Origin of the sequence: Streptomyces caniscabiei (genome assembly GCF_014930365.1) — a bacterium.
Taxonomy (GTDB): domain Bacteria; phylum Actinomycetota; class Actinomycetes; order Streptomycetales; family Streptomycetaceae; genus Streptomyces; species Streptomyces caniscabiei.
The window spans coordinates 370,659-386,754 of the sequence record NZ_JABXWI010000003.1 but is presented as its reverse complement, the minus strand read 5'-3'; the positions used below and the strand labels follow the sequence as shown (position 1 = coordinate 386,754).

Annotated in this window: 14 protein-coding genes and 1 pseudogene; 5 read left to right on the top strand and 10 right to left on the bottom strand. The window is 73.6% G+C overall.

Going from position 1 to position 16,096, the window contains the following annotated elements:
- The first annotated feature begins 61 nt into the window (after positions 1–61).
- Positions 62–1,129 (top strand): uroporphyrinogen decarboxylase, encoded by a 1,068-nt coding sequence (gene hemE / locus HW837_RS10030; protein ID WP_045559882.1) that lies wholly within the window; start codon positions 62–64, stop codon positions 1,127–1,129.
- 10 nt (positions 1,130–1,139) lie between these two features.
- On the opposite strand, the gene HW837_RS10025 is transcribed toward hemE, so the two are convergent.
- Positions 1,140–1,949 carry a rhomboid family intramembrane serine protease gene (locus tag HW837_RS10025; RefSeq protein ID WP_045559881.1) on the bottom strand — a complete coding sequence of 270 codons (810 nt, stop codon included), beginning with the start codon at positions 1,947–1,949 and terminating at the stop codon, positions 1,140–1,142.
- Positions 1,950–2,072: 123 nt separating this feature from the next.
- Here HW837_RS10025 and HW837_RS10020 point away from each other — a divergent pair, with 123 nt between their 5' ends.
- Positions 2,073–2,420 (top strand): hypothetical protein, encoded by a 348-nt coding sequence (locus tag HW837_RS10020; protein WP_177261826.1) that lies wholly within the window; start codon positions 2,073–2,075, stop codon positions 2,418–2,420.
- Positions 2,421–2,540: 120 nt separating this feature from the next.
- Here the strand turns inward: HW837_RS10020 and HW837_RS10015 are convergent, their stop codons facing one another.
- Together HW837_RS10015 and HW837_RS10010 are read right to left on the bottom strand one after the other, a co-directional pair.
- The gene (locus tag HW837_RS10015) at positions 2,541–3,944 is read right to left on the bottom strand and encodes an FAD-dependent oxidoreductase (protein ID WP_045559879.1); all 1,404 of its coding nucleotides are present in this window, start codon (positions 3,942–3,944) and stop codon (positions 2,541–2,543) included.
- 39 nt (positions 3,945–3,983) lie between these two features.
- Entirely contained in the window at positions 3,984–4,991 is a 1,008-nt protein-coding gene (locus tag HW837_RS10010; RefSeq protein ID WP_193380721.1) for a DUF4349 domain-containing protein, read from the bottom strand.
- Positions 4,992–5,185: 194 nt separating this feature from the next.
- Here HW837_RS10010 and hemG point away from each other — a divergent pair, with 194 nt between their 5' ends.
- Together hemG and hemQ are read left to right on the top strand one after the other, a co-directional pair.
- Positions 5,186–6,673, top strand: coding sequence for a protoporphyrinogen oxidase (gene hemG, locus HW837_RS10005; RefSeq protein ID WP_193380722.1), 1,488 nt, complete (start codon positions 5,186–5,188; stop codon positions 6,671–6,673).
- A 5-nt stretch (positions 6,674–6,678) separates the two neighbouring features.
- A complete protein-coding gene (hemQ, locus tag HW837_RS10000) occupies positions 6,679–7,410 on the top strand; it encodes a hydrogen peroxide-dependent heme synthase (protein WP_193380723.1) in 732 nt (243 codons plus the stop codon).
- Between the two features lie 30 nt (positions 7,411–7,440).
- On the opposite strand, the gene HW837_RS09995 is transcribed toward hemQ, so the two are convergent.
- The 7 genes from HW837_RS09995 to HW837_RS09965 all read right to left on the bottom strand — a co-directional run bounded on the left by HW837_RS09995 (position 7,441) and on the right by HW837_RS09965 (position 15,097).
- Entirely contained in the window at positions 7,441–9,060 is a 1,620-nt protein-coding gene (locus tag HW837_RS09995; RefSeq protein ID WP_193380724.1) for an alpha/beta hydrolase, read from the bottom strand.
- Positions 9,061–9,147: 87 nt separating this feature from the next.
- On the bottom strand, positions 9,148–9,918 hold the full coding sequence (locus HW837_RS09990) for a TIGR04222 domain-containing membrane protein (RefSeq protein ID WP_193380725.1): 771 nt from the start codon (positions 9,916–9,918) through the stop codon (positions 9,148–9,150).
- A gap of 169 nt (positions 9,919–10,087) precedes the next feature.
- The gene (locus HW837_RS09985; RefSeq protein ID WP_045559873.1) at positions 10,088–10,879 is read right to left on the bottom strand and encodes a DUF4142 domain-containing protein; all 792 of its coding nucleotides are present in this window, start codon (positions 10,877–10,879) and stop codon (positions 10,088–10,090) included.
- A gap of 253 nt (positions 10,880–11,132) precedes the next feature.
- Positions 11,133–12,452: an MbnB/TglH/ChrH family RiPP precursor modification enzyme gene (locus tag HW837_RS09980; protein WP_045559959.1), complete on the bottom strand. Its 1,320-nt coding sequence runs from the start codon at positions 12,450–12,452 to the stop codon at positions 11,133–11,135.
- Positions 12,453–12,608: 156 nt separating this feature from the next.
- Entirely contained in the window at positions 12,609–13,415 is an 807-nt protein-coding gene (locus HW837_RS09975; RefSeq protein ID WP_045559872.1) for a DUF4142 domain-containing protein, read from the bottom strand.
- Positions 13,416–13,548: 133 nt separating this feature from the next.
- Positions 13,549–14,157 carry a DUF4142 domain-containing protein gene (locus tag HW837_RS09970; protein ID WP_045559871.1) on the bottom strand — a complete coding sequence of 203 codons (609 nt, stop codon included), beginning with the start codon at positions 14,155–14,157 and terminating at the stop codon, positions 13,549–13,551.
- A gap of 208 nt (positions 14,158–14,365) precedes the next feature.
- Positions 14,366–15,097, bottom strand: a complete 732-nt coding sequence (locus HW837_RS09965; protein ID WP_045559870.1) for a peptidyl-tRNA hydrolase — start codon at positions 15,095–15,097, stop codon at positions 14,366–14,368.
- 69 nt (positions 15,098–15,166) lie between these two features.
- Here HW837_RS09965 and HW837_RS09960 point away from each other — a divergent pair.
- Positions 15,167–16,012, top strand: a pseudogene (locus tag HW837_RS09960) (ABC transporter ATP-binding protein); the annotation flags it as partial.
- Positions 16,013–16,096 lie beyond the last annotated feature (84 nt).

Below are 16,096 nucleotides of genomic sequence, written 5' to 3'. Positions count from 1 at the left end.
GGGTCCCGGCCGTCCCCGGCCCGGGCCCGAGCTGTCAAGCGGGCGTGCGAGACTTTGCGTCGTGAGTGCCAACGCCAGCCCCTCGGGCCACCAGCCGACCGCCACGTACAACTCAGCTTTCCTGAAGGCGTGCAGGCGCGAGCCCGTGCCGCACACACCGGTGTGGTTCATGCGGCAGGCCGGGCGCTCGCTGCCCGAGTACCTGAAGGCGCGCGAGGGCATCCCCATGCTGGAGTCGTGCATGCGGCCCGAGCTGGTCACCGAGATCACCCTGCAGCCGGTCCGCCGGCACCGGGTGGACGCGGCGATCTACTTCAGCGACATCGTCGTCCCGCTCAAGGCCATCGGCATCGACCTCGACATCAAGCCCGGCGTCGGCCCCGTCGTCGAGAAGCCGATCCGCACCCGCGCCGACCTCGCCCAGCTGCGCGATCTGACCCCCGACGACGTCTCCTACGTCACCGAGGCCATCGGCCTGCTCACCGCCGAACTCGGCGCGACCCCCCTCATCGGTTTCGCCGGCGCCCCCTTCACCCTCGCCAGCTACCTCGTCGAGGGCGGCCCGTCCCGCACGTACGAGAACGCCAAGGCGATGATGTACGGCGACCCCGAGCTCTGGGCCGACCTGCTCGACCGCCTCGCCGGGATCACCTCCGCGTTCCTCAAGGTCCAGATCGAGGCGGGCGCCTCCGCCGTCCAGCTCTTCGACTCCTGGGCCGGAGCGCTGGCCCCGGCGGACTACCGCCGCTCGGTGCTGCCCGCCTCCGCGAAGGTCTTCGACGCCGTCGCCGGGTACGGCGTCCCGCGCATCCACTTCGGCGTCGGCACCGGTGAGCTGCTGGGCCTCATGGGCGAGGCCGGCGCGGACGTCGTGGGCGTCGACTGGCGCGTCCCGCTCGACGAGGCCGCCCGCCGCGTCGGCCCCGGCAAGGCGCTCCAGGGCAACCTCGACCCGACCGTCCTGTTCGCCGGCACGCAGGCCGTCGAGACCAAGACCCGCGAGGTCCTCGACTCCGCCGCCGGCCTGGAGGGCCATGTCTTCAACCTCGGCCACGGCGTCATGCCCAGCACCGACCCGGACGCCCTGACCCGGCTCGTGGAGTACGTCCACACGCAGACCGCGCGCTAGACGCGCCCGGTCACCAGCCCGGCCGCGCCCGTCTGCCGAACAGCAGGCCGCGCGGCTCGGGCGGGGGCGGGGTCCCCGGGCGCAGGGGCCAGGCCAGGAGCATGCCGGCGACGAAGCCGACGAGATGGGCCGCGTACGCCACGGTGCCGACGTCGGCGACACCCTCGTCGGAGGAGTACACGGCCTGGAGCACGAACCAGGAGCCCAGCACCAGCCAGGCGGGCAGTCTCAGCGGCAGGAAGAGCAGGAACGGGACGAGGATCCAGACCCGGGCCTTCGGGTAGAGGACGAGATACGCGCCGAGCACCCCGGCGATCGCCCCGGACGCGCCGATCAGGGGGTCCGCGGAGCCGGCGTTGAGGAAGGCGTAGCCGTACGACGCCGCGTACCCGCAGGCCACGTAGAACAGCGCGAAGCGGACGTGGCCCAGCCGGTCCTCGATGTTGTTGCCGAAGATCAGCAGGAACAGCATGTTGCCCAGCAGGTGCAGCCAGCCGCCGTGCAGGAACAGCGCGGTGAGGACGGACAGCGCGGGCGACTTGTCGTAGCCCGGCGGGCCCAGCGCGCAGCCGCCCGACGGGGCGAGTTCGCCGGTCGGCACCAGCCGCGGCAGCTGATGGTGGATCAACTCCTGCGGTATCGCCGCGTACTGCTCCAGGAACGCCTGCGTGTGGCACAGCCGGACCGCCGCGCTGTCGCCCGGCACGGCCCCGGCGAGGCCCGGCATGAAGACGAAGACGAAGACGTTCGCGGCGATGAGCGCGTAGGTCACATAGGGCGTGCGGCGCACGGGGTTCACGTCATGGACGGGGATGACCACACCGGACTTGTGCCCGCGATACGGGGCCGGAATCAGGCGGGTCGGTGGCCGGTGAACGTACGGGGTGGGTGGTGCGTATGAGTTCTCAACCGCGGATCTATGTATCTACGTAAGGAACAGGCGATGAACGACCGAGTTGCCCCGGCGATGCACGCCACCCCTGATGGTGAGGCCGAGATCTCGTTGGTGGTGCGGCTGCCCTGGGAGGACGTGGCCGCGCTCGGCCAGGAGGCGGGGCGGCTGGCCGCGCGGATGCAGCGGCCGGTGACGCTGGACGAGGCCGTGAGCCATCGCCTGCGGTCGGCCCGGCCGGCGGCGCACGCGAAGCCGGCCTCGGCGCCGACGGCGCCGCCCGCCGCGGTGACGTCCGCGATGACGTCCGCCGCGTCGGTGTCCTCGTTGCCGTCGCGGCCGCCGGCGGATCAGGCGCGGCAGGCCATCGATCGGATCACCGGTACGTCAGCCGTGTGACGGGGAGCCGGGGGAGCGCCGTGGGGGTGCTGTGCGTTGCCGGGTGCGGGTGATTCGTGGCTGGTCGCGCAGTTCCCCGCGCCCCTGGAGGCCGTGCCCCTGGGTTCACAGGCGCCCGGCTCAGGAAGCGCCCGACCTCACCGCCGCCGTCGCCTTTCGCGCCGCCACCAGGATCGGGTCCCAGACCGGGGAGAAGGGCGGGGCGTAGCCGAGGTCGAGCGCGGTCATCTGTTCCACCGTCATGCCCGCGGTGAGGGCCACCGCCGCGATGTCGACGCGTTTGCCCGCGCCCTCCCGGCCGACGATCTGGACGCCGAGGAGACGGCCGGTGCGGCGTTCGGCGAGCATCTTCACCGTCATGGGGGCGGCCCCCGGGTAGTAGCCCGCGCGGCTCGTGGACTCGACGGTGACGGTGACGTACTGGAGCCCGGCCCGGTCGGCGTCCTTCTCGCGCAGCCCGGTGCGGGCGATCTCCAGGTCGCAGACCTTGCTGACGGCGGTGCCGACGACACCGGGGAACGTGGCGTAGCCGCCGCCGACGTTGGCGCCGATGATCTGGCCGTGTTTGTTGGCGTGCGTGCCCAGCGGGATGTGCCGCTCGCGGCCCGAGACCAGGTCGAGGACCTCGACGCAGTCGCCGCCGGCCCAGATGTCCGCGTGGCCCCGCACACGCATCGCGAGATCGGTGAGAAGGCCGCCGTGGTCGCCCACGGGCAGCCCCGCCGCCCGCGCCAGCTCCGTCTCCGGGGTCACGCCGATCCCCAGCACCACCACGTCCGCCGGGTACTCGGCGTCCTCGGTGGCGACCGCGCGGACGCGGCCGTCGTCGCCGGTCCGCAGGGCCGTGACCTCGGCGTCGTCGACCATGGTGATGCCCATGCCCTCCATGGCCTTGTGCACCAGGCGGCCCATGTCGGGGTCCAGGGTCGACATCGGCTCCCTGCCGCGGTTGACGACCGTGACCTCGTACCCCCGGTTGATGAGCGCCTCGGCCATCTCCACGCCGATGTATCCCGCGCCGACGACCACCGCGCGACGGCCCTCGGTGGCGGTCAGCGTGTCCAGCAGGGCCTGGCCGTCGTCCAGGGTCTGCACGCCGTGCACCCCCGGCGCGTCGACGCCCGGCAGGTCGGGGCGGACCGGGCGGGCGCCGGTCGCGATGACGAGCTTGTCGTACGCGGTCCAGGACTCGGTGCCCGCTTCGAGGTCCCGCGCCCGCACGCGGGAGCCCTCGACGTCGATCTCCACGACCTCCGTGCGCATCCGCAGATCGATGTCCCGGGCCCGGTGCTCCTCGGGCGAGCGGGCGATGAGGTCGGCCCGCTCGGGGACGTCGCCGCCCACCCAGTAGGGGACGCCGCACGCCGAGAACGAGGTGAAGTGGCCCCGTTCGAACGCCACGATCTCCAGGTCGTCGGGGCCCTTCAGCCGGCGTGCCTGCGACGCGGCGGACATGCCCGCCGCGTCGCCTCCGACGACCACCAGGCGTTCCCTCGAACGTGCTTCAGCGCGGCTCGTGTTCATGGGGAACACGCTACGGGGGACCCACCCGCCGGGCTCATGTCACTCCCGCTCCTGCCGCCCCTGACCCTCCTCCCGCGACGCCGGCTCCTGGCGCTCGGTCTCGTCCGGCGCGGCGGCCGGGAGCGACACGGCGGCTCCCGCCGTCGCCGGCACGGGCCGGCGGGAGCGGGTGAGGCGGTACCACACGAACAGCACCAAGGCGGTCGCCACCGCGAAGGGGAGGATCGCGGCGAGCGCCATGGCCAGCCAGCGGAAGACGGCGACGAACGCGTTCCAGCCGCCCGAGAGCGCGTCCACGAAACCGGGGTCGTCGTCCTCGGGCGCCTTCTTCACCGCGGTCTCGGACAGGGAGAGCGTGATGGTGGCCAGGCTGGTGCGGTCCTTCAGGGACTTCTGCTGGGCCAGCAGGGACTCCAGGTCGGCCTGACGTGTGCTCAGCTCGCCCTCCAGGGTGACCACGTCGCCGAGCTTGGTCGCCCGGTCCATCAGCTCCCGGATGCGGGCCACGCTCGCCCGCTGCGTCTTGATGCGGCTCTCCACGTCGACGACCTGGTCGGTGACGTCCTCGGCCTTCGTCTTCCGCTCGATCAGCTTGCCGGTGCCCTCCAGCTCGGTGAGGACCTCCTCGTACTTCTCGGCGGGCACCCGCAGGACGACCCGGGTGCGCTCGCGGTCCTTGCCGTCCCGGGTGGTGGACTCGCTGCCCACGAACCCGCCCACGCCCTCGACGGTGGTGCGGGCCTCGTCCAGGGCCTTCGGTACGTCCTTGACCCGCACGGTCAGGGTGGCGGTGCGGATGATGTGGCTCGGGCTGACGCTCGGCGGCGCGTCGGAGTTCTTGCCCCCGCCGGAGGAGTCGCTGTTACCGCTCTGGTCGGCGAGGGCGCCCTCCTGGCGGGCCATGCCGCGGTCGCTCGTGCCGCTCTTGGCCGAGTCGGCCCCGGAGTCGCGGGCCGTGCAGCCCGTGACCGCCAGGGCGGCGGCGAGGAACAGGGCCGCCAGGGCCCCTGCGGGCCGCCGGGAACGTCGTACGAGTGTGTCGGCCATTGCTGTGTGCCCCCCGGGCGTCGAGAAAAGCCTGTCTGTCGTGCTGACGGTCCTTTGACGCCGGAGCGGACCGGAACGTTGGGCGGAGGCAGTCGCGAAGCGGTCACGGTCGGGACTCGGCCGGGCCACGGCCGAGCCGCCGGGCGGGCGGGACCGGCGCCATGACTGTCAGTGACGTCTGAGAGGGTGGAACCATGAGCGGATCGGGTACGGAGGCCGGGCGCGACGCCGGCCATGTCGTCGTCATCGGGGCCGGTGTCGCGGGGCTGGCCGCCGCGCACGGACTGCTGGACCGGGGCGCGAGAGTGACCGTCCTGGAGGCCTCGGACCGGGTCGGCGGCAAGCTGCTGCCGGGTGAGATCGCGGGCGCCCGCGTCGACCTCGGCGCCGAGTCGATCCTGGCCCGCAGGCCCGAGGCGGTCGCCCTCGCCCGGGAGGTCGGCCTCGCCGACCGGCTCCAGCCACCCGCCACCGCCACCGCCTCCCTCTGGACCCGGGGCGCCCTGCGCCCCATGCCCAAGGGCCACGTCATGGGCGTTCCCGGCACCGCTTCCGCCCTGGCCGGGGTCCTGTCCGACGAGGGCCTCGCACGTATCGCGCGCGACGCCGACCTGCCGCGCACCGAGATCGGCGACGACGTCGCGGTGGGCGAGTACGTGGCCGCCCGCCTCGGCCGCGAGGTCGTCGACCGCCTGGTGGAGCCGCTGCTCGGCGGGGTCTACGCCGGCGACGCCTACCGCATCTCCCTGCGCTCGGCCGTCCCGCAGCTCTTCGAGGCCGCCCGGACCCACACCTCCCTCACCGAGGCCGTCCGGGGCATCCAGGAGCGAGCGGCCGCCGCTCAGCAGACGGGGCCGGTGTTCATGGGCATCGAGGGCGGGGTGGGGCAACTGCCGCTCGCCGTGGCCGAGTCGGTGCGGGCACGCGGCGCCGAGATCCTCACCGGCGCCCCTGTCACAGAACTGCGCCGGCGGTCCTCGGGCGGCTGGCGCGTCGTCGCCGGTACGGGGGACACCGGGGCCGACGCCCGTGTCCTGCACGCCGACGCCGTCGTCGTGGCCGTCCCCGCGCCGGCCGCCGCCGGCCTGCTGCGGGCCGAGGCGCCCGCGGCCGCCGCCGAGCTGGCGGCCGTCGAGTACGCCTCGATGGCCCTGGTCACCCTCGCCTACCGCCGCGCCGACGTCACCCTTCCCGAGGGCAGCGGGTTCCTGGTGCCGCCGGTCGACGGCCGCACCATCAAGGCGTCCACGTTCGCCTCCCAGAAGTGGGGCTGGATCGCCCAGCGGAACCCGGACCTGCTGGTGCTGCGCACCTCGGTCGGCCGGTACGGCGAGACGGCGATCCTGGAGCGCGACGACGCCGGCCTGGTGGAGGTGTCGAGAACCGACCTGCGGGAGGCCACCGGTCTGTCCGCCGTCCCGGTGGAGACCCGCGTGACCCGCTGGGACGACGGCCTGCCGCAGTACCCGGTCGGCCACCACGCGCGCGTGGCCCGTCTGCGCGAGCACCTCGGCAAGCTGCCCGGCCTAGCGGTCTGCGGCGCGGCGTACGACGGTGTCGGCATCCCGGCGTGCGTCGCGAGCGCCGCCGCCGCGGTCGACCAGATCCACGGTGACCTGCGCGCGGTGCGGCAGCTCACGGCCCACCCGGTGCAGAGCCTCCACGGCGGAGCGGGAGAATGAGACCCATGAGCGACGACGCCCCCACCACCGAGTCCGGCCGGATCCCGAACAAGGGCAAGCTGGCCAAGGACCTCAACGAGGTCATCCGTTACACGCTGTGGTCCGTCTTCCAGCTGAAGGACGTACTGCCGGAGGACCGCGCCGGGTACGCCGACCAGGTCCAGGAGCTGTTCGACCAGCTCGCCGCCAAGGACGTGACCATCCGCGGTACGTACGACGTGTCGGGGCTGCGCGCCGACGCCGACGTCATGATCTGGTGGCACGCCGAGACCGCCGACCAGCTCCAGGAGGCGTACAACCTCTTCCGCCGCACCCGCCTCGGGCGCGCGCTCACCCCGGTGTGGTCGAACATGGCGCTGCACCGCCCCGCCGAGTTCAACCGCTCGCACATCCCGGCGTTCCTCGCCGACGAGACGCCCCGCGACTACGTCAGCGTCTACCCCTTCGTGCGCTCCTACGACTGGTACCTGCTGCCCGACGAGGACCGCCGCCGGATGCTCGCCGACCACGGCAAGATGGCCCGCGGCTACCCGGACGTCCGGGCCAACACGGTGGCCTCCTTCTCGCTCGGCGACTACGAGTGGATCCTCGCCTTCGAGGCCGACGAGCTGTACCGCATCGTCGACCTCATGCGGCACCTGCGCGCCTCGGAGGCCCGGATGCACGTCCGCGAGGAGGTCCCGTTCTACACGGGCCGCCGCAAGTCGGTGGCGGAGCTGGTGGCGGGCCTCGCCTAGGCCCCGTAAGGGGCGCGGGGAACTGCGCGATCAACCACCGGCGGCCCGCAGTTCCCCGACGGCCCGCGGTTTCCCGACGGCCTTGGGGCGGGCGGCGCTCGGCTCCGGCCGACCCGCGCACGCGGCCCTCCGGTCCGGGACCCGTCCCTCCAACAGGTACGCCTCCAGGTAGCCGTTGACGCACCTGTTCGTGCCTCCCGCGACCCCGTGGTTCCCCGCGTCCCGCTCGGTCACCAGGGCCGCCCCCCAGAGGCGCCGGTGCAGTTCGATCGCGCCGTCGTAGGGCGCGGCCGCGTCCCGCTCGGCCGCCAGGATCAGCGTCGGCGGCAGCTCGCCCGGTCCGGTCCGTACGTCGAGCGGCCGCTGCCGGGGGCCGCTCCAGTAGGCGCAGGGCAGGTTCGTCCACACGTTGTCCCAGGTCTCGAAGGGCGCGGTCCGCGCGAGCCGGGTGTTGTCGCGGTCCCAGTCGCTCCACCGCGTGGGCCAGGGCGCGTCGTTGCACTCGACGGCCGTGTAGACGGCCTTCGCGTTCTCCTGCTCGACGGCTGCCTCCGGGTACGGGCCGGCGATCTGGACGAGCGGCTTCGGGTCGCCCTTCAGATACGCGGCCAGCGCCAGGGCGCGCTGCGGCCAGAGATCGTCGTAGTACGCGGCCTGGAGGAACGCGCCCTGCAGCTGGGCCGGGCCCACCGTGCCGGCGGCGGGCCGGTCGGCCAGCCGCGCTGCCGCCCGCTCGTAGCTGCGCAGCACCTTGTACGGGGTGTCGCCCAGCCCGTAGACCCGGTGGTGCCTGGCGACCCAGGCCCGGAAGTCCGCCCAGCGCCCCTCGAACGCGGCCGACTGGTCGAGGTTGTTGCGGTACCAGATCTGCTCGGGGGCCGGGTTCACGACCGAGTCGAAGACCATCCGGCGCACGTGGGAGGGGAACAGGGCCGCGTACAGCGCCCCGAGGTACGTCCCGTACGACGCCCCCAGGAACGTCAGCCGCGGTTCGCCGAGCGCGGCGCGCAGGACGTCCAGGTCACGGGCGTTGTTGAGGGAGTGGTAGTGCCGCAGCGCGCTCCCGCCCCGCCGCGCGCAGTCCCGCGCGTACGCCTTGGCGCGTGCGACGCGTTCCTTCTTGTACGACTCCGAGGGGTGCGTCGGCGCCGGTGCGGGCCCCCGGTGCAGTCGCGCCGGGTCCTGGCAGGACAGCGGCGCCGAGCGGCCGACCCCGCGCGGGGCGTAGCCGACGAGGTCGTAGGCGGCGCCGAGCCGCTTCCACTCCGGGAGATGACCGACGAGCGGGAAGAACATCCCGGAGGCGCCGGGCCCGCCCGGGTTGAACACCAGCGCCCCCTGCCGGGCGACCTTCCGCCCCTGCGCGTCCTTGCGCCGGGCCTCGATCCGGCTGACGGTCAGCGAGATCTGCCGGCCGCCCGGCCGCGCGTAGTCGAGCGGTACCTCGAAGGTTCCGCACCGCACCTCGTCCGGCAGCCCCTCCGCCACCGGGCACGGGCCGAACCGGATGCCCTCGTCGGCGGCCCGCGCGGCCGCGACGGCGACCGACTCCGCCGCCGTCCGGCTCAGATCCCTCTCGGCGGGTGGCGCGGCACCGAGGCAGCTCAGCACCACCGCCCCGACGGTCCCGTGGAGAACGGCAGCCCGCATGGCGAATCCCTCCGAAGCACGACAGCGACAAAGGGATGTTTGGCGGCATACGGGGCGAATGTAAAGGACTGTCGGGGAGTGTCGCCGTCACTGCCGCTGCTCGAACGCCGCCCGCAGTTCCGGGGACCCGACCGCGCCGACGCCCCAGACCGCCACGGAGACGAGGTCCGCCAGGTCGCCTCCGCCCCGGCCGGCGATGGTCCGCAGCACCCGCATCCCCTCCGGTGTCGCCCACCGTGTGCCCGGCAGCCGCTCGACCCGTGCGATGACCAGACAGCTGAGCGTCAGCACCAGCGGCAGCGCGAACCACAGCGCGACCAGCGTCCGGTGCTCCTCGAACCCCTGCGCGGGCAGCATCAACGCCAGCGCCCCCAGCACGCACACGCCCAGCGCGGCGCCCCGTACCTGCGTGACCGCGTCGGCCACGCCCGTGCGCGCGGCGTCGGGCACGGCCAGCCCCGCCGCGACGAGCCGGTCGGAGAGACGGCGTACGGGATCCGCGGCCGCGGCGGTCCGCCGTACGGGCGCTATCCGGGCCTGACCGCCGGGGCCTATCGCACCGATGACGGAGCGCTCCAGGTCGTCCCGTCCCTGCGGGTCCACCACCGTCACCCAGCCGGTGTGCGCGAGCAGGAGCCTGCGCCGGCCGGCCATGGAGACCAGGGTGAGGTCGGCGACGCGGGCCGGGCCGCCGGAGAGGAACGCCGCCTCGTACAGCGTGAGCCGGTGGCAGTGGTGGGCGTGGTCGACGTGGACGTCGGAGTCGGCCGCCGCCGCGCGCATCGAGGTGAGACAGAGTCGGGCACAGGACACGCCGGCGGCGGCCCAGGCCGGCAGGAGGAAGAGGACCCAGAGCATGGCGTGTTTCTATGCGCCGGCCCCGGGCCGCACCGGGCGTTGTCCGTAATCCGCAGGGAAGGTGGCCGCTCTCTTCCGTTTGGTCGCCGTCGCGGCCCGCAATTGCCAGGACCGTCGGGCGGCGGGCGGGCGGAGCCGCGGGCGTCCGCCGGGGCTGCCGCGTCCGGCGTCAGCCGTCGTCCACCGGGCCGTTGGCGGCCGGGGGCAGGGTGTAGGTCGGCGACGGGTCCGGTTGTGACGGGGCGGGCGACGGGGTCACGGGGACGGGGGAGCCCGGGTCGTTCAACGGGGTCGGCGGCGTGGGGGAGTTGGTGAGGGGCGGGGCGCTCGCCGAGGCGGCGTCGCGGGCGATCGCGTCGTAGTCGACGAGCCCGGTGGCCTCCAGCGCCTTGATGTGGTCGAGGACGGTGGTGTTGGCGTCGTCGGCCAGCTCGCGGACCAGCGAGTTGCGGGTGGTCGCCCGGACCTGGGCGACGACGGAGAAGACCCTGCCGTGCGCGAGGCGCGCGATGTTGGCGAACTCGCGGTCGTAGGCCTCGCCCTGCGCCGCCGTCAGCGTGTCCAGCCATGCCTTCTGCTGGTCGCTCGGCTGGTTGGGCAGGGGCAGCGCGAGGCGGGAGGCCACGTCGCGGACCCGCGCGTCGAGGAAGGTGTGCCCCTCGACGAGATGCTCCCCGGCGGTGCGGACGGCCTGGGTGGTGCCCTTGGTCTGCGCCTGCTGTCCGGCCGGCAGCTCCCAGAGCCCCGCCAGTCTGACCTTGGTGACGAAGTCCCGGTCCAGGGCGGACAGCGGGCCGTACTGCGTCGTCACGGTGGAGGCGTTGAGCACGCTCACGCCGGTGCCGGAGCGGTCCGCGTACGACCAGATCGGGAAGAGCAGCGCGATGAGTGTCGCCGTCAGTCCGGCGACGATGAGTCCTGTGCCACTGAACAGTCCCCCTCTGCCGTTGGTGGTTCGCATGGTGCCTCCTGCGCACGGCACCGCACGCTGGTGCGCAACGGGTGCTTGTCGGCCTACACACCGGCATGTTACTGCCCGGTCCGTGCCAACTGCCGTATGAGGAGGAACGGTTGAGGAGGGGACAAACACCGTCGGATGGGGCGCGCGAAGGGGTGGGCGAATCACGCCAAACCATGGCGCACGGGACGGTAAACCCGTGTGGGGGACATGGGTCTGTTAATCGCAGCACATCCCCTCGGCCGAACCCCTCGCCTCACCGGCGCAGCAGCACCCTGCGGGTCGCGCGGGCCAGCCGGGCCGTCGGCCGCTGGGAGAGCGGCACGGGACCCGAGCGCTCCAGCCACCAGCGGCGCACCTCGCGCAGGACGGCCGCGTCGTCCGGGCGGCCCGTGAGCAGCACGTGCTCGGCGAAGGACAGGGCGTCCCGCCGGTAGCCGTCGGTCATCGGGTGGCCCTGCGCGTACGCGACGAAGGCCGGCCGGTACGACGCTCCGAGGATCTCCGGGAGCTCCGGCGCCACCTTGGCCACCACGTCCGCCCGCTTGGCGGCGAGGGCCCGCGCCTGGACGCTCAGCCGCACCCGGTCGAACCCCTCGGGCACCGGGGTCCCCGCGACCAGCGCCGACAGCAGCGCCGCCTGCGCCAGCCCGAGCCGCTGCCGGGCGACGGGCTCGGCCTCCTCGACCGCTGCCCCACCGGCCGCCGGTACGGCCTCGGCCGCCTTCGGCTCGGCCTTCTTCAGCACCCCTCGGATCGCCCCCAGCTCCCGCTCCAGCTCGCCCGGCTCGGGGAAGTTGTCGTCGCGCTCCAGGAGCACGCCCGGCGGGGCGACCCGGGAGGCGAGGTCGGCGAGGACGTCGAGGACCTGCTGCGGGACGGGGTGGGCGTGGCTGTCGTGCCAGACCCCGTCGCGCTCGAAGCCGCCCGCGACATGGACGTACGCGATGGCCTCGACCGGCAGCTCGTCGAGCGCCTTGGCGGGGTCCTCGCCCCGGTTGACGTGGTTGGTGTGCAGGTTCGCCACGTCGATGAGGAGCCGGACGCCGGTGCGGTCGACGAGGTCGTAGAGGAACTGCCCCTCCGTCATCTCCTCGCCCGGCCAGTTGATGAGCGCCGCGATGTTCTCCAGCGCCAGCGGCACCGGCAGCGCGTCCTGGGCGATCCGGACGTTCTCGCACAGCACGTCCAGCGCGTCCCGGGTGCGCGGCACCGGCAGCAGATGGCCGGCCTCCAGCAGCGGTGACGCGGTGAGGGCGCCGCCCGCCCGGACGAAGGCGATGTGCTCGGTGACGAGGGGGGCGCCCAGTGCCTCCACGCGCTCCGCCAGGGAGCGCAGGCGCTGCGCGTCGGGGCGGTCGGCGCCGCCGAGACCGAGGGAGACGCCGTGCGGCACGACCGTGACGCCCCGCTCGCGCAGGCGCAGCAACGATTCCGCGATGTGGCCGGGACAGACGTTCTCGGCGACGACCTCGACCCAGTCGACACCGCCGTCCGCTCCGGCCATGCGCTCCACGGCGTCGGCGATCTCCGGCCGCCAGCCGATCCCCGTCCCCAACTGTGCGATCTGCTCCATCGTCCCCGTCCCCTCCTCGGTCACGTCGGCCACGGCTTCACCAGGACCCTGTGTGTCTCCTTACGGCGGACCTGTGTTCCGGCGTGACGGAGTCATGGCCCCGACAGCCGGGGCCGAACCCCGAGGAGGGGACCTTCAGAGCAACATTTGAGCTTTCTACTGGACCTGCGGCTGCCCCTGGTCCTTGTTGATCTCCTCCGGGTCGGGACGACCGGTGGGGACCGCCCCCGACTCGAAGGGCGACGGCTTGGACTGCACGTCCGGGTTGGTGGACGGCACCGCCGGGGGCGCGGCGGGCGGCAGCTGGCCGGGGACGGGCGGCGGCGGGCCGGTGGGGCTCGCGGTACCGCTGACCGAGTTGTCGGCGATCGTCGCGAAGTCGACCTCGCCGGTCTTCTCCAGGATCGTGATGTGGTCCAGCACGGTCTGGTTGGCGTCGGAGGCCAGCTGACGGATGAGCGTGTTGCGGGTGGAGTTCCGCACGGAGGCGATCGCCGGGAAGATCTTGCCGTGCGCGGCCCGCAGCAGGTTCGCCCACGTCTTGTTGTACTCGGCCTCGGTCTTGCTGGCGGTCATCTGGTCCAGCCAGCCCTGCTGTTCCGCCGTCGGCTGGTTCGGCAGCTCGACGCCCAGCTTCGCCGCGATGACCCGCGACCGCTTGTCGAGGTCGGTGTGGCCCACGATCAGGTGGTCGGCGGCCTCTCGGACGGACGCGCTGCCGCTGCGCTCCAGTGCCTGCTGCCCGGCGGGCAGCTCCCACAGTCCCGCCAGCCGCACACGGATGAGCAGGTCGCGGTCGCCGGGGGTGAGCGGCCCCCACTGCGTGGTCACCGTGTCACCGGTGAGCGCGGCCGCGGCCGTGGCGTTGCGGTTGGGGTACGAGTAGAAGATGGGGTAGGCGACCGCGGTGAGTGTGCCGGCGATCGCCAGGGCGACGAGCACAGAGCCCTTGGAGCGTCGCAAAATGAGCCTCCCGGAGGAAACCAACTGATCGTTGGGGACTGAACTGTTGCTTGGGGCGCGGAGGTGACCGCGGGGGTGTCGCTGTGCCTGTCGGGTCCCGGGCCGCCGCCCGGGGGCGGGGCCACGGGCCGCGTCAGATCGTGCCGTTGGCGATCGCGTCGAAGTCGACCTGGCCGGTCTTCTCCAGCATCGTGATGTGGTCGAGCACGGTCTGGTTGGTGTCCGAGGCCAGCTGGCGCACCAGGGTGTTCTCGGTCTGGTTCCGGATCGCCCCGATGGCCGGGAAGATCTTGCCGTGCGCGGAGCGCAGCAGGTTGGCCCAGACCCGGTCGAACTGGTCGTCGGTCGCGTTGTCCATCTGCGCGAGGAAGCCCTGCTGCTGCTCGTTCGGCACGTTCGGCAGCTCGACGCCCATCTGGGTGGCGACGTTCCGCACTCGCTCGTCGAGGTCCTTGTGGCCCACGATCAGGTGGTCCGCCGCCTCCCTGACCTCGGGGCTCTTCGACCGCGCCATGGCCTTCTCGGCGGCGGGCAGCTCCCACAGTCCCGCCAGCCGGACACGGATGATCAGGTCCCGGTCGGCGGCCGTCAGCGGCCCCCACTGAGTGTTCACCGAGCTGGCAGCCATGTTGGCCTGGGCGGTGCCCGAACGGTCTGCGTAGGACCACATCGGGAACGACAGCGCGCCGACGGTGACGACGAGAGCCAGGCCGGCGTAGACCGAGCCGTTGAGACGAGGCAAAGTGATCCTCCCGGATGATGCCAACTGGTCGTTGGAGCAGTTGCTTGGCCAGTACCGGGAAGTACGCACGGGGCGGTGAAGTTGTTCAACGGCCTTTGAGCCGCCTGAGGACGGGCCGCTCAGGCGGACACGATTCACCGGGGCTCGGGGCTCGGGGCTCGGGGCTCGGGCTCGCGGCTGGGGGCTGGGGGCTCGGGCCGGCCGCCGCTCAGCCGCGCAGCGGCCGGTGGTCCGCGACCACCGTGCTGGAGCCCGGGGCGACCTCCGTGAAACCGGCGTCGCGTACGACGGGGAGGCCGGCCGTGGTGAGGGTCTGCCACTGGGCGGGGGCGGCGGTGCGGACGGCGAGCGGGAATCCCGCGTCCCGCCAGGCGGCGCGGGCCGTGTCGTCCAGGTCCCACCAGGCGAGCTGGGCGCCGTGGCCCGCCTGCGCCATCGCCTTGCCAGCCGACATCTCCACCTCGGGGTTCAGCCACAGGACCGGGGCCACGGGTTCCGGGTCGGCCGGCGGCTCCGGGTCGTCGAGGTCCGTGCCGGAGACCTGGAGGCGGGCCAGGTCCTTGGGCCAGCCGTCGAGCGGGACCGGCGGGAACACGCGTACCTCGGCCGCCTTGCCCGCCACCGTGATCCCCGGCAGCGCCTCGGCCCGCCGCCACTCCGCGCCGCGCGCCCGCCGGACCACCTTGCGGATCCGGGCGTCCTGCCAGCTCCGCATCGCCTCGGCCCACTCCCCGTCGCCCAGCGACCGCGCGTCGCTCAGCATCACCAGCACCGCCCGCGCCGCCGTCTCCAGCGCATCCGTGCGCGCCGGGGGCGAGGCCTTCTCGATGTGCGCGACCAGCGGCAGCACGAACTGCGGTGCCTCGTCGCGGGAGGTCCGCTCGTCGCGGAAGGGGCTGTCCTGAGTGGGGCTGTCCTGAGGGGCGTCACTGGAGGTCACCCGCCCAGTCTGCCAGGCACGGGACGCGTTCCCCCGCCCCCGCTCGCTCGCCTGTACGAGGATGGGGGGATGGAACGTGAGTCACTGCTGAGGCTGGAGGGGGTCGGCCGCCGGTACGGCTTCCGTGGCGACTGGGTGCTGCGCGGCGTCGACCTGGAGATCACCACCGGCGCGCTGATCCGGGTGGAGGGCGCGAACGGCACCGGGAAGTCGACCCTGCTGCGCGTCCTCGCCGGGCTCGACGCGCCCACGGAGGGGCGGGTGACGGGACGCCCGCGGACGGCGTACGTCCCCGAACGCTTCCCCGCCGCGCTGCCGTTCACCGCCGCCGGGTACCTCACCCACCTCGGTGCCGTGCACGGCCTGGACCGCCCGTCCGCCGCCCGCGCCGCCCACGTGTGGCTGGAGCGCTTCGGGGCCGCCGAGTACGCCCGTACGCCGATGGCGGAGCTCTCCAAGGGCAGCAGCCAGAAGGTCGCCGTGGCCCAGGCGCTGCTCGCCGAACCGGAGTTGCTCGTCCTCGACGAGGCGTGGACCGGCCTGGACACCGACGCCCGCGCGGAGTTGGAGCGGGTGGTGGTCGAGCGGACCGCCGCCGGTGCCGCGGCCGTCTTCGTCGACCACGACCCGCGCCGGCTCGCGGGGGCTCCCGACGCGACGTACGCGGTGGTCGACGGCGCGCTCGACCTCCGGTCGGAGGAAGGGGACGCCTCGGTGGGTGCCGCCGTCGTGATCGAGGCGCGGGGAGCGGCAGGCGCCCAAGTGCCGTCCGAGGTGGGCGGGTTGGCGGCCGGGGTGGAGGAATCCCGTTCGGGAGCCCACCACTTTACGGTCCCGGCGGCCCGGTCGGACGCGCTCCTCAGGGCGTTGCTGGGGGCACGCCCGGCCTGGCATGTGGTGCGCGTGGCCCCGGTGCCCGGGACGGCCGAGGTGCCCGAGGCGGCCGACGCGCCCGAGCGGGCCGAGGCGGCCGAGGTGCCTGAGCGGGCCGACGTGCCC

Excerpts from the sequence above, each read along its gene's own strand:
- HW837_RS10020 (WP_177261826.1), top strand. The coding sequence starts at position 2,073 with ATGAACGACCGAGTTGCCCCGGCGATGCACGCCACCCCTGATGGTGAG.
- HW837_RS10015 (WP_045559879.1), bottom strand. The coding sequence starts at position 3,944 with ATGAACACGAGCCGCGCTGAAGCACGTTCGAGGGAACGCCTGGTGGTC.
- HW837_RS10010 (WP_193380721.1), bottom strand. The coding sequence starts at position 4,991 with ATGGCCGACACACTCGTACGACGTTCCCGGCGGCCCGCAGGGGCCCTG.
- hemG (WP_193380722.1), top strand. The coding sequence starts at position 5,186 with ATGAGCGGATCGGGTACGGAGGCCGGGCGCGACGCCGGCCATGTCGTC.
- hemQ (WP_193380723.1), top strand. The coding sequence starts at position 6,679 with ATGAGCGACGACGCCCCCACCACCGAGTCCGGCCGGATCCCGAACAAG.
- HW837_RS09995 (WP_193380724.1), bottom strand. The coding sequence starts at position 9,060 with ATGCGGGCTGCCGTTCTCCACGGGACCGTCGGGGCGGTGGTGCTGAGC.
- HW837_RS09990 (WP_193380725.1), bottom strand. The coding sequence starts at position 9,918 with ATGCTCTGGGTCCTCTTCCTCCTGCCGGCCTGGGCCGCCGCCGGCGTG.
- HW837_RS09985 (WP_045559873.1), bottom strand. The coding sequence starts at position 10,879 with ATGCGAACCACCAACGGCAGAGGGGGACTGTTCAGTGGCACAGGACTC.
- HW837_RS09980 (WP_045559959.1), bottom strand. The coding sequence starts at position 12,452 with ATGGAGCAGATCGCACAGTTGGGGACGGGGATCGGCTGGCGGCCGGAG.